At 72.2% G+C, this 17,655-nt stretch carries 15 protein-coding genes and 1 riboswitch; of the genes, 11 read left to right on the top strand and 4 right to left on the bottom strand.

The window, feature by feature from the left end; genetic code table 11:
* The 3 genes from ACI379_RS01605 to ACI379_RS01595 all read left to right on the top strand — a co-directional run.
* Positions 1-1,021: NADH:flavin oxidoreductase (locus ACI379_RS01605; RefSeq protein WP_439790309.1), on the top strand; the 1,021-nt coding region annotated here is incomplete at its 5' end.
* 166 nt (positions 1,022-1,187) lie between these two features.
* Complete coding sequence (locus ACI379_RS01600) at positions 1,188-2,279, top strand: NAD(P)H-dependent amine dehydrogenase family protein (protein WP_439790308.1); 1,092 nt, start codon at positions 1,188-1,190, stop codon at positions 2,277-2,279.
* A gap of 94 nt (positions 2,280-2,373) precedes the next feature.
* Complete coding sequence (locus ACI379_RS01595; RefSeq protein WP_439790307.1) at positions 2,374-3,432, top strand: MBL fold metallo-hydrolase; 1,059 nt, start codon at positions 2,374-2,376, stop codon at positions 3,430-3,432.
* Positions 3,433-3,447: 15 nt separating this feature from the next.
* Here ACI379_RS01595 and ACI379_RS01590 read toward each other — a convergent pair whose 3' ends face one another.
* Genes ACI379_RS01590 through ACI379_RS01575 form a run of 4 tightly spaced genes read right to left on the bottom strand, consistent with a single transcriptional unit; the run spans position 3,448 to position 6,761 of the window.
* Positions 3,448-4,860, bottom strand: coding sequence for an HNH endonuclease (locus tag ACI379_RS01590; protein ID WP_439790306.1), 1,413 nt, complete (start codon positions 4,858-4,860; stop codon positions 3,448-3,450).
* A gap of 52 nt (positions 4,861-4,912) precedes the next feature.
* The gene (locus tag ACI379_RS01585) at positions 4,913-5,419 is read right to left on the bottom strand and encodes a hypothetical protein (protein ID WP_439790305.1); all 507 of its coding nucleotides are present in this window, start codon (positions 5,417-5,419) and stop codon (positions 4,913-4,915) included.
* On the bottom strand, positions 5,416-5,862 hold the full coding sequence (locus tag ACI379_RS01580; protein WP_439790304.1) for a GNAT family N-acetyltransferase: 447 nt from the start codon (positions 5,860-5,862) through the stop codon (positions 5,416-5,418). Before ACI379_RS01580 ends, ACI379_RS01585 begins: the two co-directional genes overlap by 4 nt.
* Positions 5,859-6,761 (bottom strand): alpha/beta hydrolase, encoded by a 903-nt coding sequence (locus ACI379_RS01575; protein ID WP_439790303.1) that lies wholly within the window; start codon positions 6,759-6,761, stop codon positions 5,859-5,861. The genes ACI379_RS01580 and ACI379_RS01575 overlap by 4 nt, the downstream gene beginning before the upstream one ends.
* 63 nt (positions 6,762-6,824) lie before the next feature.
* Positions 6,825-6,931, top strand: a riboswitch (TPP riboswitch).
* Here ACI379_RS01575 and ACI379_RS01570 point away from each other — a divergent pair.
* From ACI379_RS01570 to ACI379_RS01535, 8 genes are all read left to right on the top strand, one after another.
* Positions 6,925-7,992, top strand: coding sequence for a thiamine ABC transporter substrate-binding protein (locus ACI379_RS01570; protein WP_439790302.1), 1,068 nt, complete (start codon positions 6,925-6,927; stop codon positions 7,990-7,992). Its footprint overlaps the riboswitch before it by 7 nt.
* Positions 7,993-8,017: 25 nt before the next feature.
* Positions 8,018-9,664 carry an ABC transporter permease gene (locus ACI379_RS01565; protein WP_439790301.1) on the top strand — a complete coding sequence of 549 codons (1,647 nt, stop codon included), beginning with the start codon at positions 8,018-8,020 and terminating at the stop codon, positions 9,662-9,664.
* Between the two features lie 2 nt (positions 9,665-9,666).
* Entirely contained in the window at positions 9,667-10,704 is a 1,038-nt protein-coding gene (locus tag ACI379_RS01560) for an ABC transporter ATP-binding protein (protein WP_439790300.1), read from the top strand.
* Positions 10,705-10,783: 79 nt separating this feature from the next.
* Positions 10,784-11,893 carry a phosphatase PAP2 family protein gene (locus ACI379_RS01555; RefSeq protein ID WP_439790299.1) on the top strand — a complete coding sequence of 370 codons (1,110 nt, stop codon included), beginning with the start codon at positions 10,784-10,786 and terminating at the stop codon, positions 11,891-11,893.
* 560 nt (positions 11,894-12,453) lie between these two features.
* Positions 12,454-13,773 (top strand): C40 family peptidase, encoded by a 1,320-nt coding sequence (locus ACI379_RS01550; RefSeq protein ID WP_439790297.1) that lies wholly within the window; start codon positions 12,454-12,456, stop codon positions 13,771-13,773.
* Between the two features lie 85 nt (positions 13,774-13,858).
* Complete coding sequence (locus ACI379_RS01545) at positions 13,859-15,841, top strand: acyl-CoA dehydrogenase family protein (protein ID WP_439790296.1); 1,983 nt, start codon at positions 13,859-13,861, stop codon at positions 15,839-15,841.
* 65 nt (positions 15,842-15,906) lie between these two features.
* Positions 15,907-16,473, top strand: coding sequence for a carboxymuconolactone decarboxylase family protein (locus tag ACI379_RS01540; protein ID WP_439790295.1), 567 nt, complete (start codon positions 15,907-15,909; stop codon positions 16,471-16,473).
* A complete protein-coding gene (locus tag ACI379_RS01535) occupies positions 16,473-17,342 on the top strand; it encodes an RNA polymerase sigma-70 factor (RefSeq protein WP_439790310.1) in 870 nt (289 codons plus the stop codon). Before ACI379_RS01540 ends, ACI379_RS01535 begins: the two co-directional genes overlap by 1 nt.
* Positions 17,343-17,655: the final 313 nt, after the last annotated feature.

Below are 17,655 nucleotides of genomic sequence, written 5' to 3'. Positions count from 1 at the left end.
GATGACGACCGTCGCGTACCTCGCGGTCGCGCCCGAGGGGCGTACCCACAAGGAAGTGATCGTGGTCAGCCCCCGCACCCGCGACGGCCTGCGCCGCCTCGTCGACGAGGTGCACGCGACCGGCGCGCGGATCTCCGCCCAGATGGGCCACGCGGGTCCGGTCGCCAACGGCCGCTCCAACGGCATCCACGGGCTCGCCGCCAGCTCGATGCCGTCGCCGCTGTCGATGCAGATGATCCGCTCGGCGAGCCGCACCGACATCGCCCGCATCACTCGCGAGTACGTCACCGCGGCGCGGCTGCTGGTCGAGGTCGGGTTCGACGCCCTCGAGCTGCACATGGCGCACAGCTACTTCATCTCCTCCTTCCTGGCGCCCGGCCTCAACCGCCGCAAGGACGAGTTCGGCGGGTCGCTGGAGAACCGCGTCCGGCTCGCACGCCAGGTGGCCCAGGCGGTCCGCGACGAGGTCGGAGACGAGGTCGCCGTGTACGCGAAGGCGTCGCTGTCCGACGGGTTCAAGGGCGGCGTCACCGCCGACCTCGGCCTGGAGTACGCGCAGCTGCTGGAGTCCGACGGCAACCTGGACGCCTTCCAGATGTCGGGCGGCTCGTCGCTGATGAACCCGATGTACCTGTTCCGAGGCGGCGCCCCCCGCGACGAGTTCGCCGCGAACATGCCGTTCGTGGTCAAGCACGGCATGAAGCTGGCCGGTGCCAAGTTCCTCAAGGAGTACCCCTTCGAGGAGGCGTACTTCCTGGAGCGCGCGAAGCGGTGGCGCGCCGAGCTGGCCACCCCCCTGATGCTGCTCGGCGGCATCAACGAGCTGGAGACCATGCGGCAGGCCATGACCGACGGCTTCGAGTTCGTCGCGATGGGCCGCGCCCTGCTGCGCGAGCCCGACCTGATCAACCGCTACGTCGCCGGCGAGGCCACCGAGGGGATCTGCATCCACTGCAACCGGTGCATGCCGACGATCTACGTGAAGGGCGGTACGCACTGCCCGGAGATCGCGCCGGCGTAGGTCGTCCGTCGGAGTTGCCTACATCGTGTCGAAGTCCCCGCCTGAGCGGGGACTTCGTCACGTTGTGGGGGTTGCAACGCCTACAACAGGTCAAAGTTCCCCCATCGACCGACCCTGTACGCCGCGCCCCTTCCCAGCGCCTAGAACACGTTCTAGTGTGACGGGCATGACATCTCCGTTGCGCGTCGTCGTCTGGTCCACCGGCACCGTGGGTCGCCACGCCATCGCCGGCATCGACCGTCATCCGGGCCTGGAGCTGGTCGGGGTCTGGGTCTCCAACCCTGACAAGGACGGTCGCGACGCGGGCGAGCTGGCCGGGCTGGGGCGCGAGCTCGGCGTACGTGCCACCGCCGACGCCGACGCGCTGCTGGCGCTGCGGCCGGACTGCATCGTGCACGCGGCCATGACCGACGACCGCGTCTTCGAGTCGATCAAGGACCTCACGAGGTTCGTCGACGCGGGCGTCAACGTCGTCTCCTCGGGACCGGTGGTGCTGCAGTTCCCGTACGGGATCCTCGACGACCGCGTGCTCGGGCCCATTGCGGCGGCGGGCGAGCGTACGGGCGCCTCGCTGCACGTCAACGGCATCGACCCCGGGTGGGCCAACGACGTCCTGCCGCTGCAGCTGACCAGCCTGTCGCAGCGCATCGACGAGGTGCGGGTCATGGAGATCGCCGACTACGCGACGTACGTGCAGCCGGTCGTCATGCGCGACCTATTCGGCTTCGGCCAGCCCGTCGACGCGGAGGTGCTGATGTGGGCGCCGGGCGTGCTGTCGATGGCGTGGGGGAGCGTCGTACGTCAGATCGCCGCCGGACTGGGGATCACCCTGGACGAGCCGCTGGTGGAGCGGGTCGAGCGGGTCGCGACCGACGTCGACGTCTCCACCCTCAGCCTCGACATCCCGGCCGGCACCATGGGTGCGTTCCGGTTCGAGCTCGTGGGCACCGTGGACGGCGTGCCGCGCGTGGTGGTCGAGCACGTGACCCGTACGGCTCCCGACCAGGCGCCCGACTGGCCGCGGCCCTCGAAGGGCGAGGGCTGCTACCGGGTCGAGGTGAAGGGAGAGCCGATGATGGAGGTCGAGTTCACCCACCACGGCGAGCACGGCGACCACAACATCAGCGGGATGATCGTCACCGCCCAGCGGCTGGTGAACTCGGTTCCCGCAGTCGTGGCTGCGCGTGGTGGCCTCGTGACGGCGCTGGACCTGCCGCTGGTCACGGGGGCGGGACTCGTCGCTGCCTCCGACGCATGAATGTGATGATGATTCGGATCAACGGGAGCTCGTGTCGCGTGGCCGGGTCGGCTGCGCTGGACTGAGGTCCCACCCCGCCTGACAAGGGAGTCACGTGAAGAACCGCCCCGACACCGCCCACTCCGTCTCGCCCGACTCCGGGATCCACTGGAGCGAGCCGGGCGCCTGGCGTGCGGCCCCGGGGGTGTTCCGGATCCCGCTGCCGCTGCCGATGGACGGGCTCAAGGCGATCAACGTGTACGCGATCGAGACGCCTGAGGGGCTGACGCTGGTCGACGGCGGCTGGGCGATCCCGGTGGCGCGTGAGCTGCTGGAGACGTCCCTGCGCTCGGTCGGGTACGGCATCGGCGACATCAAGCGGTTCCTGGTCACCCACGTGCACCGCGACCACTACACGCAGGCCGTCACGATCCGCAAGGAGGTCGGCGCGCACGTCTCGCTGGGCCTGGGCGACAAGGGCACCCTCGACCTCATCAACGACCCGACTCTCGAGGTCAACCCGCATGTCGAGCTGTACGAGGCGGCTGGCGCCCCGAAGATCGCGGAGGCGTGGCGCGGGTTCGAGGAGTCCGACGGGCCGGACCTGTCGCTGTGGGAGTACCCGGACGTCTGGCTGGAGGGCGACCGGGTTCTGGAGGTCGGCGAGCGCACCATCGACGCCGTGCACACTCCCGGCCACACGCAGGGCCACTACGTCTTCGCCGACCAGCCGGCCGGGCTGTTGTTCTCGGGCGACCACGTGCTGCCGACGATCACCCCGTCGATCGGGGTCGAACCGGTGCAGGCCGACCTGGCGCTGGGCGACTTCATGCGCTCGCTGGCGCGCGTGCGCGAGCTGCCCGACCTCACGGTGCTGCCGGCCCACGGCCCGGTCGCGCCGAGCTCGTACGAGCGGGTCGACGAGCTGCTGGACCACCACGAGGCCCGCCTCGCGCTGAGCCTCGAGGCGGTGCGCGGGGGAGCCCAGACGCCGTACGAGGTGGCCGGCGAGCTCACCTGGACGCGCCACGAGCACCCGATGTCGACCCTGGACGTGTTCAACGCGGGCATGGCGACCCTGGAGACCCAGGCACACCTCGACCTGCTGGTGGCGCGTGGGCAGGCGACGTTGGCGTGGGTGGACGGGCTGCGGCGGTACTCGATCGCCGAGTGAGTCAGGCGGACGGGCTCAGTCTGACGGCGGTCTCGGCCGTGGAACCGGTGGCTCGGTGACGGCCACCCTCCCGCTGGGCAGGCTCCACTGGTAGTTGCCGTCGCTGGTGCGGTGGTAGCCGAAGTGTCCGTGCGTCTTGGCCCGGTGGTGCCTGCGGCACAGTGGGGCGAGGTTGTCGTACGACGTCTGGGCGGTCGTTCCGTCGTCGCGGTACGGGGCGATGTGGTCGAGGTCGGCCCGGTGGCTGCCGCGTGCGCACCCGGGGAAGACGCAGGTGGCGTCACGGAGGCGTACGGCCTCGGCCATCGCGGCTGGTGGGTCGTGGCGGTCGACGGGGGCGATCCGGTGCGGGTCGAGGACGGGCCGCACGATGACGCGGGCGCAGCCAGCGAGCCACGACTCGAGCCGGGCCAGCGCGAGCGGCCCGAGGGTGTCGTGCGTGGCGGCTCCGGTGCCGCCGGGAACGGCCTGCAGCAGGTCGTGGTCACTGAGGTGGAGAACGAGCGTCGCCTCGCCCGAGCGCCCACGGGCGCGCCCGCCCGCACCCGCCAGGGGTGTGGCCGGGCGGAACATGTCGTCCTCGGCGGTCGCGACCGCCTCGCTGGTCGCCCGCTGCGTGGCCGGGACCTCGGCGGCGGCCAGCAGGTCGAGCGTCCGCTGCGGGTCGGCGAGGACACCGACGCCGGTGGCGCGGAGTACGTCGAGGGAGCCGGGGTGCCCCAGCGCTGCCATGCTGTCCGCGATGGCGCCGAGCGTGGTGTCGAGGGCGACCGCATCCGCGGTGTCGAGGGTCATGTGGACCTCGCTGGCCCCCGGCGCTCCGCTGTCGTGCCTCACCTCGACGCGACGCGTCGCCAGGGCCTCGTCGTGGTCGGCCCGGGCCCGGTCGGGGTCGGCGTAAAGCCGGGCTTCGTGGACGAGCACGCCGATCCGGTGCGGGTTGAGGCGCCGGGGCTGCCAGACCAGAAGTCGGTCCGCGTGGTCGACGGCGGCGGGGTCGAGGTCGCGGGACGCCGCAGCTGCCTCCCGGGCCAGGTGGGCGGGGACGCGGAGGGCCCGCACCAGTCGCCACAGGCGGGGCAGACGGTGGACGAGGTCGAGCGCGTCCGAGGTCAGCGCGAGCGCCGACTCGTGGGAGACCCCCAGCGCAGCCGAGAGCTCGACGACGGCGAACTCTGCGACGTGGGGTGTGCCGGCACCGGCGAGCGGCACGAACCTCTCCCCGAAGAGGGAGGAGAGCGCCATGCCGTCCGCCCACGTGGCCGCGTCGCGCGGATCGTCCACCGTGTGTGCGAGCGCCCACCTGTGCGCCGCCTCGAGCAGCGCCACGTCGGCCCGACGCCGGGCCGCCTGCGCTGAGACGGCCGCGTCCAGCACGCTGGCCCGCGGGACGGCGGGTGGCGCGGAGGGTGCGGTCGTGGTGGTCATGGCTCCACTCAACAGACGCCGTCCGACAGTTCTGCCGGCGGTCCAGACCGCCTCAGCGCGGGTAGCTCACCCAGGTGACCTGCTCGTGCTCGGCCAGGAGCTCGGGCCGCCGGGCGACCTCGCGGTCGACCTGGGTCAGCAGCAGGCCGAGGTTGCGGGCGTACATCGTCGAGACGGTGAACCACTGCGGTCGGCCGTACGGGTCGGGGCCGTCCATCGTGAGCATCCACGCGCGGACCCTGTGGTTCCGTCGCAGCCGCACGCCGGTGATGTCGGCGTAGCGGAGCACGTGCTTCACCTCGCCCCGCCACGTCCGGGTGACCGCCTCGGGGCCGACGTGGACCCGGATGTTGAGCAGCGCCCAGCGCAGCCACAGCACTCCGAGCGCCATGGCAGCCATGACGCCGAGAGCGACGACCCCGCTCCAACCGGTGGCTCCCACGACGACCTCCTGCGCCGTCGGCGCAGCGGCGAGGACCATGATCACCGCGAAGCCGAGCAGGATCCACGACACCGTGCGGTTCTGCTCCATGGCCTCGCCCAGCACCGCGTCGTTCACGAGGCACCCGCCGGTCGCCACATCGGGGTGTGCAGGACCCCGTCCTCGTCGAAGTCCTCGCCGGCCACGTCGAAGCCGTAGGAGGCGTACCAGCCCGTCAGCGCCCGCTGCGCGTCGAGGCGCACCTCGGCGTCCCCGCACTCGGCCAGCGCCGCGCGTACGACGACGTCGCCCAGCGAACGGCCCCGGGCAGAGGGGGCGACCACGACGCGGCCCACCCGGCAGACCTCCCCGTCGCGCAGCACCCGCGCGCACCCGAGGAGCTCGCCGTCCTCCTCCAGCAGCACGTGCCGCGTGGTCGCCTCGAGGTCGCGTCCGTCGAGGTCGAGGTACGGCGAGGACTGGTCGACCACGAAGACCTGCGAGCGCAGCTGCCACAGCCGGTACGCCTCGCGGCTGGTCAGCTCGTCGAACCCGACGACGCGCACGACCGGGCCGCTCATCCGACGAACTCCACGACCTGACGCATCGCGCGACGCGCCTCGGGGATGAACGGGAAGAGCCCGTACACGTGCAGCAGGTCGGGCTCCTCGACCCCCGTCAGCGCCCACCCGGCCTCCGCGGCCCGGCGCCGGAGCAGCCGGCAGCCCGGCGCGAGCAGGTCGCGGGTGCCGTACAGGACGAGCGCGGGCGGCAGCCCGGACAGGTCGCCCAGCGCGGGGGAGACCTCCGGCCGCGCCAGGTCCTCGTCCGAGCCGGCCCACCACCCGGCGTACGCGTCGAGCTTGCTGAAGAAGAGCCACGGGTCGCGCCGCGCGAAGTCGGCCGTCTCCGGGGTGGACGTGGTGAGGTCGACCCACGGCGCGTGCATCACCAGATGGGTCGGTGCGGCCAGGCCGCGGTCGCGCACGGACTGGGCGACGGCCAGGGCCAGCCCGCCGCCGGCGGAGTCGCCGGCCAGCACGACACCGCCGGGTTCACGCGCCCACCGGTCGGTCTGGGCGACCAGGGCGTCGTGGGAGTCGCGCCAGGTGTACTCGGGCGCCAAGGGGTAGTCGGGCAGCACCACGCGGGCACCGAGCGCGGTGGCCAGCCGGGTCACGTACCGCACATGGAACGGGTCGATCGGCGCCATGTAGCCGCCGCCGTGCAGGTAGTGGACGGTCCGGCGCACCGCGACGTCGCGCGGTGTCAGGACGTACGTGGGGAAGCCGCCGGCGTCCTGCGTGACGACGTCGAAACGGCGGGCCAGACCCGGCACCAGGCGCGTCGGCAGCGTGCGGTCCAGCCCGGCGTGCCAGCGCTCCACGCGCGCCCTCTCGCGGGCCTCGTCGTCCAGGTCGCGGGCCTTGCGGAGCCGGGGCACCACGCGGGCGATGAACTCGTGTCCGGCACTGGGCATGGGCGCGATCATAGGCGGGCGCGGACGATTCGCGGCCCCGGTGCGGGGTCGGGCTACAGTGGCCGCACAAGACAGGGGAGCCCCGAGCGGGCTGAGAGTGCGGGACAGCCGCAGACCCTACGAACCTGATCCGGTTAGCACCGGCGATAGGGAGTCAACAGAAGTGAACCGTCTCTGCCATGCCACCGCACTCGTCGTCTCGACGGCCCTGCTGAGCGGCTGCTCCGCCATCGGGGGCTCCTCGGAGGACGGGACCGGCGACGGCCCCGCCCCGACCGAGGTCGTGCTGGTCACGCACAACTCGTTCAACCTGCCCGAGGAGCTCGTCGCGCAGTTCGAGGCCGACTCGGGCTTCCAGCTCGTCGTCAACGCCGCCGGCGATGGCGGCACCCTGGCCTCCAAGCTGGCCCTGACCGCCGGCAACCCGACCGGTGACGTCGCGTTCGGTGTCGACAACACCTTCTCCTCGCGTCCCCTCGACGCCGGTGTCTTCGCCCCCTTCAGCCCGGAGCTGCCCAACGGCGCCGAGGCGTACGCGCTGGAGGAGGGCGCCGACCGGCTCACCCCCGTCGACGTCGGCAACGTGTGCCTCAACGTCGACACCGACTGGTTCGCCGACCACGACGTGGCGCCGCCGGGCACCCTCGACGACCTCACCAAGCCGGCGTACAAGGGGCTCACCGTCGTGCCCGGCGCCTCCACCAGCACGCCGGGGATGGCGTTCCTGCTCGCCACCATCGCCGAGTACGGCGACGACTGGCCGCAGTACTGGTCCGACCTGCTCGCCAACGACCTGCGCGTCGTCGACGGGTGGGAGGACGCCTACTACGGCGACTTCACCGCCGGTGGTGACAAGGGCGAGCGGCCCGTCGTGCTGTCGTACGACTCCTCGCCCGCCTTCACCGTGAAGGGCAAGGGCGACAAGGCGCGCAGCAGCACCGCCGCTCTGCTCGACACCTGCTTCCAGCAGGTCGAGTACGCCGGCGTCCTGGAGGGGGCGAAGAACCCCGAGGGGGCCGAGGCGCTCGTGCAGTGGCTGGTCTCCGACGAGGTCCAGGCCGCGCTGCCGGAGTCGATGTACGTCTTCCCGGTCTCCTCGGCCGTCGAGTTGCCCGAGGACTGGGCCCGTTTCGCCGAGCGCGCCAGCGACCCGTACGAGGTCTCGCCGGCCGAGATCGCCGAGCACCGCGAGGAGTGGCTGACCGAGTGGACCGACGTCATCAGCCGCTGACGTCGCCGGCTCGAGGCTCTACGTCATGACCCGTCGCCTGCTCACCCTGCTGGGGCTGGCCGCCGTGCCGGTCGGCTTCCTGGCGGTCTTCTTCGTGCTGCCCGTCAGCGGGATGGTCGGGCGCGGGTTCCTCGTCGACGGACAGCTCGACCTGGGCGGGGTCGCCGAGGTGCTGGCCCGTCCCCGGGTGCACCGGGTCGCCTGGTTCACCGTCTGGTCAGCCGGTACGGCCACCCTCGTCTCGGTGCTCCTCGGCCTCCCCGCGGCGTACGCCCTGCACCGCCTCGACCTGCCCGGACGTCGGCTGGTGCGGGGCCTGCTGCTGGTCCCGTTCGTGCTGCCCACGGTCGTGGTCGGCGTCGCCTTCCGGCACCTGCTCGGTGATGGCGGCTGGCTCGGTTTCCTCGGTCTCGACCAGAGCGCCGTCGCGGTTGTCGCCGGCCTCGCCTTCTTCAACATCTCGGTCGTGATCCGGATGGTCGGCGCCGCGTGGGAGTCGCTCGACCCGCGCCCCGGCGAGGCGGCCGCCGCGCTGGGTGCCAACGGCTGGCAGGTGCTGCGTACGGTCACCTGGCCCGCGCTGCGCCCCGCCGTCGTCGGCGCGGCCAGCGTCGTCTTCCTCTTCTGCGCCACCGCGTTCGGGGTGGTCCTCACCCTCGGCGGGCTGCGGTACGCGACGGTGGAGACCGAGATCTACCTGCTGACCACCACCGTGTTCGACCTGCGGGCCGCCGCGGCGCTGTCGGTGCTGCAGCTCGTCGTCGTGGTCGCCCTGCTCGCCCTGGCGGCCCGGCTCCGGGTGACTGCCGACCCCACGGTCGCGCGGGTGGTGGCAAGCCCGCGGCGACCCACCCGCCGCGACGTGCCGGTGGTGCTCGGCACCGGCCTGCTGCTGGTGGCACTGATGGCCCCGCTGGTCACCCTCGTCGAGGGCTCGCTGCGCGTCGACGGCGAATGGAGCCTCGACAACTACCGCGCGCTGGCCGGCACCGGCGACAGCGCCCAGGACCAGGCCCTGCTGGTGCCCGTGACCACCGCCCTGGCCAGCAGCCTGCGGATCGCCGTGGACGCCACCTGGATGGCGGTGGCCCTCGGGCTGCTGGTGGCCGTCGTCGTCTCCCGCCGCTCGCACTCCGCGCCGGAGCGTCGCCTGCGCGGACTGCTGGACGGCTTCTTCATGCTGCCGCTCGGTGTCTCGGCAGTCACGCTCGGCTTCGGGTTCCTCATCACCCTCGACACCCCACCCCTCGACCTGCGCAACAGCCCCCTGCTGGTGCCGGTGGCGCAGGCGCTGGTCGCGCTGCCGCTGGTCGTACGGACGCTGACGCCGGTGCTGTCGGGGGTCGACGACCGGCAGCGTCAGGCGGCCGCCTCGCTGGGGGCGGCGCCGTGGCGGACCGTGCTCACGGTCGACCTGCCGGCGCTGTGGCGTCCGCTGCTGGCGGCCTCGGGGTTCGCCTTCGCGGCCTCGCTGGGGGAGTTCGGGGCGACCGCGTTCCTGGTGCGCGACGACGCCCCCACCCTGCCGGTGGTCATCTTCCGGCTGCTGGGGCACCCGGGGACGCACAACTACGGGATGGCGCTCGCTGCGTCAGTGGTCCTGGCCGTCACCACGGCGGCCGTGATGGTGGCGGTGGAGCGTCTGCGCGTGCCGTCCCTGGGAGTGTGGTGAGGATGGAGACGTACGACGGTCTGTCGGTCGAGGGGGTCTCGGTCCGCTACGACGCCCACCTGGCGCTCGACGACGTGAGCCTCGACCTGCCGCGCGGCGAGGTGCTGGCGGTGCTCGGCCCGTCGGGCTGCGGCAAGTCGACGCTGCTGCGCGCGGTCGCCGGGCTCGAGCCGCTGACCTCCGGCGAGATCCGGTACGCCGGCGAGCGGGTCGACCGGCTGCCCACGCACCGCCGCGGGTTCGCGCTGATGTTCCAGGACGGCCAGCTCTTCAACCACCTGAGCGTGGCGCGCAACGTGGCGTACGCGTTGCGGCTGCGCCGCCGCCCGGCCCGCGAGGTGGCCGCGCGGGTGGCCGAGCTGCTCGAGCTCGTCGGCCTCGGTGGGTACGACGACCGCCTGCCCGCCACCCTGTCCGGCGGCGAGCGGCAGCGGGTCGCGCTGGCCCGGGCGCTGGCCACCGACCCCCGGGTGCTGCTCCTCGACGAGCCGCTCTCGGCACTGGACGCCTCGTTGCGCGAGCGGCTGGCCGTCGACCTGCGCGCCATCCTGGCGGCGTCGGGGACGACGGCGCTGATGGTCACCCACGACCACGAGGAGGCGTTCTCGGTGGCCGACCGGATGGCGGTCATGCGCGAGGGCCGGGTCGTGCAGACCGGGCCGCTCGACGAGGTCTGGCAGCACCCGCACGACGGGTGGACGGCTCTGTTCCTGGGCTACTCGACGGTGCTCGACGCCGAGCGTGCCGCCGTCGTACGCGCGGCGAGCCCGGAGCTGGAGCGCCGCGGAGCCCCCGAGGGAGCGTTGCTGGCGCTGCGTCGTTCGGCGCTGGTGCGGGTCCAGGGGACGCAGACGGGACCCGGACTGCTGGCTGGTGAGGTGCTGCAGGCGCGGGCGACGCCGGAGCAGGTACGCCTGCTCGTACGCGTCGACGGTCTCGGCGACCTCGACGCCGTCACCTCCCTGGGCGACCACGTCGGGCCGGGCGAGCGGGTGGCACTGCGCGTCGATCCCGAGCGGGTGGCCTTCGCGGGAGGCTGAGTGATCCGCGTGACACCGGGGCGCGGGAGGTCGCGGTGTGAGGTGGCCCTCTTGCGGCAGATCCCTAGAATCAGTGCCTGTGTACCGCCGTCCTCTCATTGCCCTCATCGCCATCGCGGCGTTCATGGGCGTCGTCGCCGTGGCGTCCGCTGCGTACCTGGACCGTCCACTGAGCGACCCCGAGGGGTTCCTCGGGCCGGCCGTGGTCCGGCTGCCCCTGCTGGCGGCCGCCGCCATGCTGGCCGACCTGCTGCCGCGCACCCTGTGGAAGTCGCGGTTCAAGCCGACGGCGATGCCGGCGGTGTTCAAGGCCCGGGTGCGTGAGCACTGGACCAAGGAGCGGGTGCTCCTCGTCGCGGTCGGCGTGATGTCGTTCTACGTCACCTACGTCTGCTACCGGAACATCAAGTCCAACCTGCCGCTGCTGCTGGGTGAGCGGAAGTTCGACCGCGAGCTGCACCTGGTCGACCGGGCGCTGTTCTTCGGCAACGAGCCCGGCACCGTGATCCACGCGATCGTGGGGACGGGCTGGCAGGCGCACTTCCTGTCGTTCGTCTACCTCGCGTACCTGCCGTTCGTGGCGATCTCGGTGGCGGTCTGGCTGGTCTGGGCGCGCAACATCCGCATCGGGTACTGGTTCGCGATCGCGACCTGCCTGACCTGGGGCATCGGCACCTTCGCGTACTACGCGCTGCCCACGCTGGGCCCGGGCTTCTCCTACTCCTACCTGTACGCGGACCTCCCGACAACAGGGGCCAGCGACCTGATGGACAGCCTCTTCTACGGGCGCGAGAACCTGCTGCGCAAGGGCGTGGAGGAGTCGATGCAGTCGATCGGCGGCTTCGCCAGCCTGCACACCGCGATCACCCTGCTGTGGGCGCTGATGGCGCAGTACACGGTGAAGTCGCGCTGGATCCACTGGGTGCTGTGGACCAACTTCGGCCTCACCGTCATCGCGACCCTCTACTTCGGCTGGCACTACGTCGCCGACGACCTCGGCGGCGCCACCATCACCCTGTTCTCGTTCTACGTCGGCGGTCTGCTGGCGGGCTTCACCTTCGACCGGCGTCGTACGGACAAGCCCGTGGCGATCCCGGCCAACCAGTGGCCCGACGAGGACCCGGTCGACCCGCTGGTGGAGAAGTACCACCGCTCCCGCGACCGCGCCGAGCGGGCCGCGGCCAGCTGAGCCGCAGCGACCCTCGTACGACCGCGCGCCCCGTCTCCCTGCTGGGAGGCGGGGCGTCGTCGGTTGGTGCTCCCCCCAGGTGGTGGCGCGGGTGGTCGGCTGCCTGGTGGAGGCTGCGTCGTACGAATCGTCTCCGGGCGCCGCTCTGTCATGCGGAGTGACTCCCGTCCGGCTGTGCGTCATACGAAGTGACTCCGGAGGGCCGCCGCGTCATGCGAACCCGTACGTATAGGTGCGGATCCGTATGACGCAAGGGCGCCCGGGAGTACGGGCGTATGACGCAGGAGCCGGGGTGGCGGATTCGTATGACGCAGGGGCCGGCGAGGCGGATTCGTACGACGCCGGACCACCGCCACGGCGCCCGGGACACCTGCACGAGTGTTCGCCGGCAGCGAATGACAAGCGTGTCATTCCGAATAACAAGAATGTAGTTCGTCAAGTCGACACGCCGTTGATTTGTGAGAAATCTGAGAATAGTGTTCTCTTGTGGGGCGATTGAGCACTAATGTGCCGCCCGGGGCCACTGCGATGGGCCCGTCCGCCAGCCGAAGGGAACCGTCGTGCGCACAAGGCAGAACCGGACCGATCTGCGGCCCGTCGTCGCCTGGGGCGCCGCCCTCCTGCTGGTGGGCACCCTGGTCACCACCACCGTGGCCGCCGCCGACGAGACGTACCCCAGCGAGGAGGACGTCGCCGCGGCCGAGGGCGCCGTCGCCGACAAGTCGCGCGACGTCGCCGCGGTCCGGGCCGACCTGATCCGCGCCAACCTCGACCTCGAGAACGCCCAGGTCGCCGCCCAGCAGGCTGCGGAGGAGTACAACGGCGCCCGCTGGCGCGCCGACGAGGCCCGCGACGCCGCCGACCGCGCCCGTACGGCTGCCGCCGAGGCCGAGGCCGACCAGGCCCGCCAGCGCGACGCGTACGCCTCCGCGGTGGCCCGCAGCTACGAGGTCGCCCCCGACATCCAGGGGCTCTCCGCCGTGATGGGCAGCGACGGTCTGGAGGCCGTCGTCGAGAACGCCGCCACCATGGAGCAGGCCACCAGCGCCATCAACGGCCGGTACAACGACTTCGAGGCGGCCTCCACGGTCGCCAAGGTGACCCGCACCCAGGCCAGCGACGCGCTCGCCGAGGCCGAGCGGCTCGAGACGGCGGCGGAGACCGCCCGTTCGGCCGCCGAGCAGGCGCAGAGCGCGGCCGCGAGCCGCAGCACCGAGATCGCCTCCACCCGCGACACCCTGATCGCCGAGCTCGCCGAGCTCGAGGGGATCAGCGTCAAGCTCGCCCGCGAGCGCCAGGAGGCCCTCGAGGAGGAGGCGCGCGACGCGGCCGAGGAGGCGAGCGACGGCGACGAGGACGGCGGGAGCGACGACCCGACGCCGACCAGCACCCCGACCTCGACGCCGACGAGCACGCCGACGAGCACCCCGACGAGCACCCCCACCTCCACCCCCACGAGCACGCCGACCAGCACCCCCACCCCGGACCCGGACCCCACGCCCGACCCCAACCCGACCAGCGCGGTCGACAAGGTCATCGCCTTCGCCAAGGCGCAGCTGGGTGAGCCGTACCTGTGGGGAGCCGCCGGGCCCAGCTCGTGGGACTGCTCCGGGCTGACCTCCAAGGCGTGGGCCGCGGGCGGCAAGTCGCTGCCGCACTACTCGGTGGCCCAGTACCAGCAGTCGACGCCAATCCGCTCGTCCTCGCTGCGACCCGGTGACCTGGTCTTCTGGGGCAACACCTCCAGCTCCTCGAGCATCTTCCACGTCGCCCTGTACATCGGCAACGGCCAGATCATCCACGCCCCGCGCACGGGCCGCCCGGTGACCCAGGAGTCGATGTACTACTGGCGCACGCCGGACTTCTACGCCCGCCCCTGACCGACGGCGGCCGACGGCGGCCGAACGGCGGTCGACGCCCCGGACGCCCGTGGCCCGGTCACGGGCAGGCTGGCAGGGTGGAGCCATGAGCACCTCCACCGAGGCCACAGAGGCCACCGAGGCCACCGACCGCCCCGCCGACGCCACGCCGGTCGTCGACGTCGCCGCCCTCCTGGCGCTCCTCGACGGCCGTCACGCGGCCGTGCGCGAGGAGGCACGACGCAACGTGGCGGCCCACGCGGGGGTGCTGCGCGACGCCGAGACGATGGACCGCACCGAGTTCCGGGAGCGGGTCAAGGAGACGGTGCTGGCGCTGGCTGCCACGCCCCAGGTCGGCCACGGCTTCCCCGAGCAGTACGGCGGCGGAGGTGACATCGGCGCCTCCATCGCCGCCTTCGAGACCTCGGCGTTCGGGGACCTGTCGGTCCTGGTCAAGGTCGGCGTGCAGTTCGGCCTCTTCGGTGGCGCGATCCTGCAGCTGGGCACGCAGCGCCACCACGACGCGTACCTCGCCGACGTGGTCGCCGGCCGCCTGCTCGGCTGCTTCGCGATGACCGAGACGGGCCACGGCTCCAACGTGGCGGACCTGGCCACCACCGCCGTGTACGACCCCGCGACCGCCGAGTTCGTCCTCACCACTCCCGACGACTTCGCCCGCAAGGACTACATCGGCAACGCTGCCGCGCACGGCGAGGCGGCGGTCGTCTTCGCCCAGCTCGAGGTGGCCGGCGAGCAGCACGGGGTGCACGCCTTCGTGGTGCCGATCCGCGTGGACGGCCAGCCCGCACCCGGCGTACGGATCGGTGACTGCGGCGCCAAGATGGGGCTGCCGGGCGTCGACAACGGCCGCCTGTGGTTCGATGGCGTCCGGGTCCCGCGCACCGCCTTGCTCAACCGGTTCGCCGACGTCGACGAGGACGGCGTCTACTCCTCGCCGATCGAGAGCCGCAACAAGCGCTTCTTCACCATGCTCGGCACCCTCGTGCAGGGCAGGGTGAGTGTCGGTGGGGCCGGCATCAACGCCGCCAAGGTCGCGCTCACCATCGCCGTCCGGTACGCCCTGCGACGGCGCCAGTTCGAGGCCGGCGACGGGGCGGGGGAGGAGCTGCTCCTCGACTACGGCATGCACCAGCGCCGGCTGCTGCCCCTGCTGGCCGACACCTACGCGCTGCACTTCGCGCAGGAGGTCGTCGCCGAGCAGCTGCACGAGGTCTTCTCGGCGACCGGCGAGGAGGCCGAGGCGGGGCGGCGGCTCCTGGAGTCCCGCGCCGCCGGTACGAAGGCGCTCGGCACGTGGCACGCCACCCGGACCATCCAGGAGTGCCGGGAGGCGTGCGGCGGGGCCGGGTACCTCAGCGTCAACCGGTTCGCCGCGCTCAAGGCCGACACGGACGTGTTCGCGACCTTCGAGGGCGACAACCACGTACTGCTCCAGCTGGTCGCCAAGGGGCTGCTCACCGACTACTCGGGTGCCTTCGAGGAGATGGACCAGTTCGGGCTGGTGAGGTTCGTGGCGGCCACCGCCGTCGACACCGTGGTGGAGCGGACGGCGGTGCACAAGCTGTTCCAGTCGATCCGCGACCTGCTGCCCGGTGGGGACGAGTGGGACGCCGAGGCGGGGCTGCTCGACACCAACTACCAGCTCGCGATGCTGCGCTTCCGTGAGGAGCACTTGCTGGCCGGCGTCGCCCGTCGCCTCAAGCGAGGGATGGACGACGGCGAGGACCCCGGGGCCGTCTTCTCGCGGGTGCAGGACCACGTGATCGCCACCGCCCGCGCCCACGTCGAGCGCCTCGTGCTGGAGGCCTTCGTCGACAAGGTCCGAGCCCTGGAGGACGGTGACCTCAAGTCGGCCCTGGGGCTGCTGGTCGACCTGCACGCGCTGGGGCGGATCGAGGCGGACCGGGCCTGGTTCATGGAGCACGGGCGTCTGTCGAGCCAGCGGTCCAAGGCGATCAGCCGGGAGATCAGCGGCCTGCTGCGCAGGATCCGTCCGCTGGCCGGCGACCTCGTCGACGCGTTCGGGGTGCCTGCGGAGGCGCTGCGTTCGGAGGAGCTGATCGGCTGAGCCGCCGGGGTGTCACGGACGGGACCCGGGCGGTGTCTTCATCTGAAAGACCACGAGGAGGAGTCATGCCCAGCACGTTCCACATCCCGCCCGCCCCGATGGACGGCCCGTTCGCCCGGCTCGCGCAACGGGTGTCGCGACGCCTGTACGGCCGCGTCCCCGACAACCTGGCGGTGTTCTGGCACCACCAGCCCGTCCTGCGCGCCACCCTGGCGTTCGAGTCCCGGGTCGCCCGCTTCAAGGAGCTCGACCCGCACCTCAAGACCTTCGCGGTGATGGCCACGGCCGCGCAGATCGGCTGCAGCTGGTGCCTCGACTTCGGCTACTACGTGGCGCACACCGAGGGGCTCGACGAGTCGAAGGTGCGCGAGGTGCCGCGCTGGCGTACCTCGGAGGTCTTCTCCGACCTCGAGCGCGAGGTGATGGCGTACGCGGAGGCGATGACCTCGACCCCGCCGCACGTCGAGGAGGAGCAGGTCGCCTCGCTGCGGCGTCAGCTCGGGGAGGCCGCGGTCGTGGAGCTGACGATGATGGTTGCCGTGGAGAACGAGCGCTCGCGGTTCAACCACGCCGCCGGTCTGGCCAGCCAGGGGTTCAGCGACGTGTGCGAGCTGCCGCTGGAGGCGCCGTGATCCCGGCCGAGGCCAGTGGGGAGGAGTTTCAGGAGCACCGTGGACTGCTGTTCACCGTGGCCTACGAGATGCTCGGCTCGGCGGCCGACGCCGAGGACGTGGTGCAGGAGGCGTGGCTGCGCTGGCAGGGCGTCGGGACGGAGGTGCGCGACCCGCGCGCGTACCTGGTGCGGGTGGTCACGCGCCTGTCGCTGAACCGCCTGCGCACCCTGTCCCGGCGCCGCGAGGAGTACGTCGGCCCGTGGCTGCCCGAGCCCGTCCTGACGGTGCCCGACGTCGCCGACGACGTGGCGCTGGCCGACAGCGTCTCCACCGCGATGCTGCTGGTGCTGGAGACGCTCGGCGAGGTCGAGCGGGCGGTGTTCGTGCTGCGTGAGGTCTTCGACGTGCCGTACGAGGAGATCGCGGCGGCGGTGGACCGTACGCCCGACAACGTGCGCCAGATCGCCCGGCGGGCCAGGGCCCACGTGGAGGCGCGCCGCCCCCGGGCCGAGGTGACGCGGGAGCAGGGGGCCGCGGTCGTGGCGCGCTTCCGGGCGGCGGTGGCGGGCGGCGACCTGCAGGAGCTGCTCGACGTGCTGGCGCCGGACGTGGTGCTGCACACCGACGGCGGTGGTCACGTCCAGGCGGCGCTGCGGCCGATCTTCGGGGTGGAGAAGGTGCTGCGCTTCCTGGCCGGGGTCATGCCGGCCGACGTCACCACCGTGCCGGTCGACGTGAACGGGTCGCCGGGACTGGCGCTCCACGTCGGTGGGCGGCTGGACGCGATCGCGACGGCGCGGGTCGAGGGGGGCGTGGTGACGGAGCTGTACGTGGTCCGCAACCCGGAGAAGCTGGCGATGACGGGTCCGGTACGGCTCGTCCGGTGACCGGGCTCGCGGCCGGGTCACGCCAAGTCTCGATCATATAACGTATAGTACTTGGTACTTCTGGGCCGAGGTGACTGATCGCTCACTTCCGGAGAGGCGCCGGGAGTCGCTCGGCGCGCGGGGGATGACCAGAAGGGCACACACTCAATGCGCTCAAGAATCGCCGCACTTCTCGGATCGGCCGCGCTGGTCGTGGCAGGCCTCGCCGTCTCGGCCCCGGCCGCCCAGGCGGCCGCTGCGTGCAACAACTACTCCTCGTCGTCGTCGACCTGCGTCAACACGACGCTGGCGATCTCCGGCACGTCGTACAGCG

The sequence above is a fragment of the Nocardioides sp. genome (assembly GCF_051876515.1).
Classification (GTDB): Bacteria; Actinomycetota; Actinomycetes; order Propionibacteriales; family Nocardioidaceae; genus Nocardioides.
This window is presented reverse-complemented; position numbering and strand designations above follow the sequence as displayed.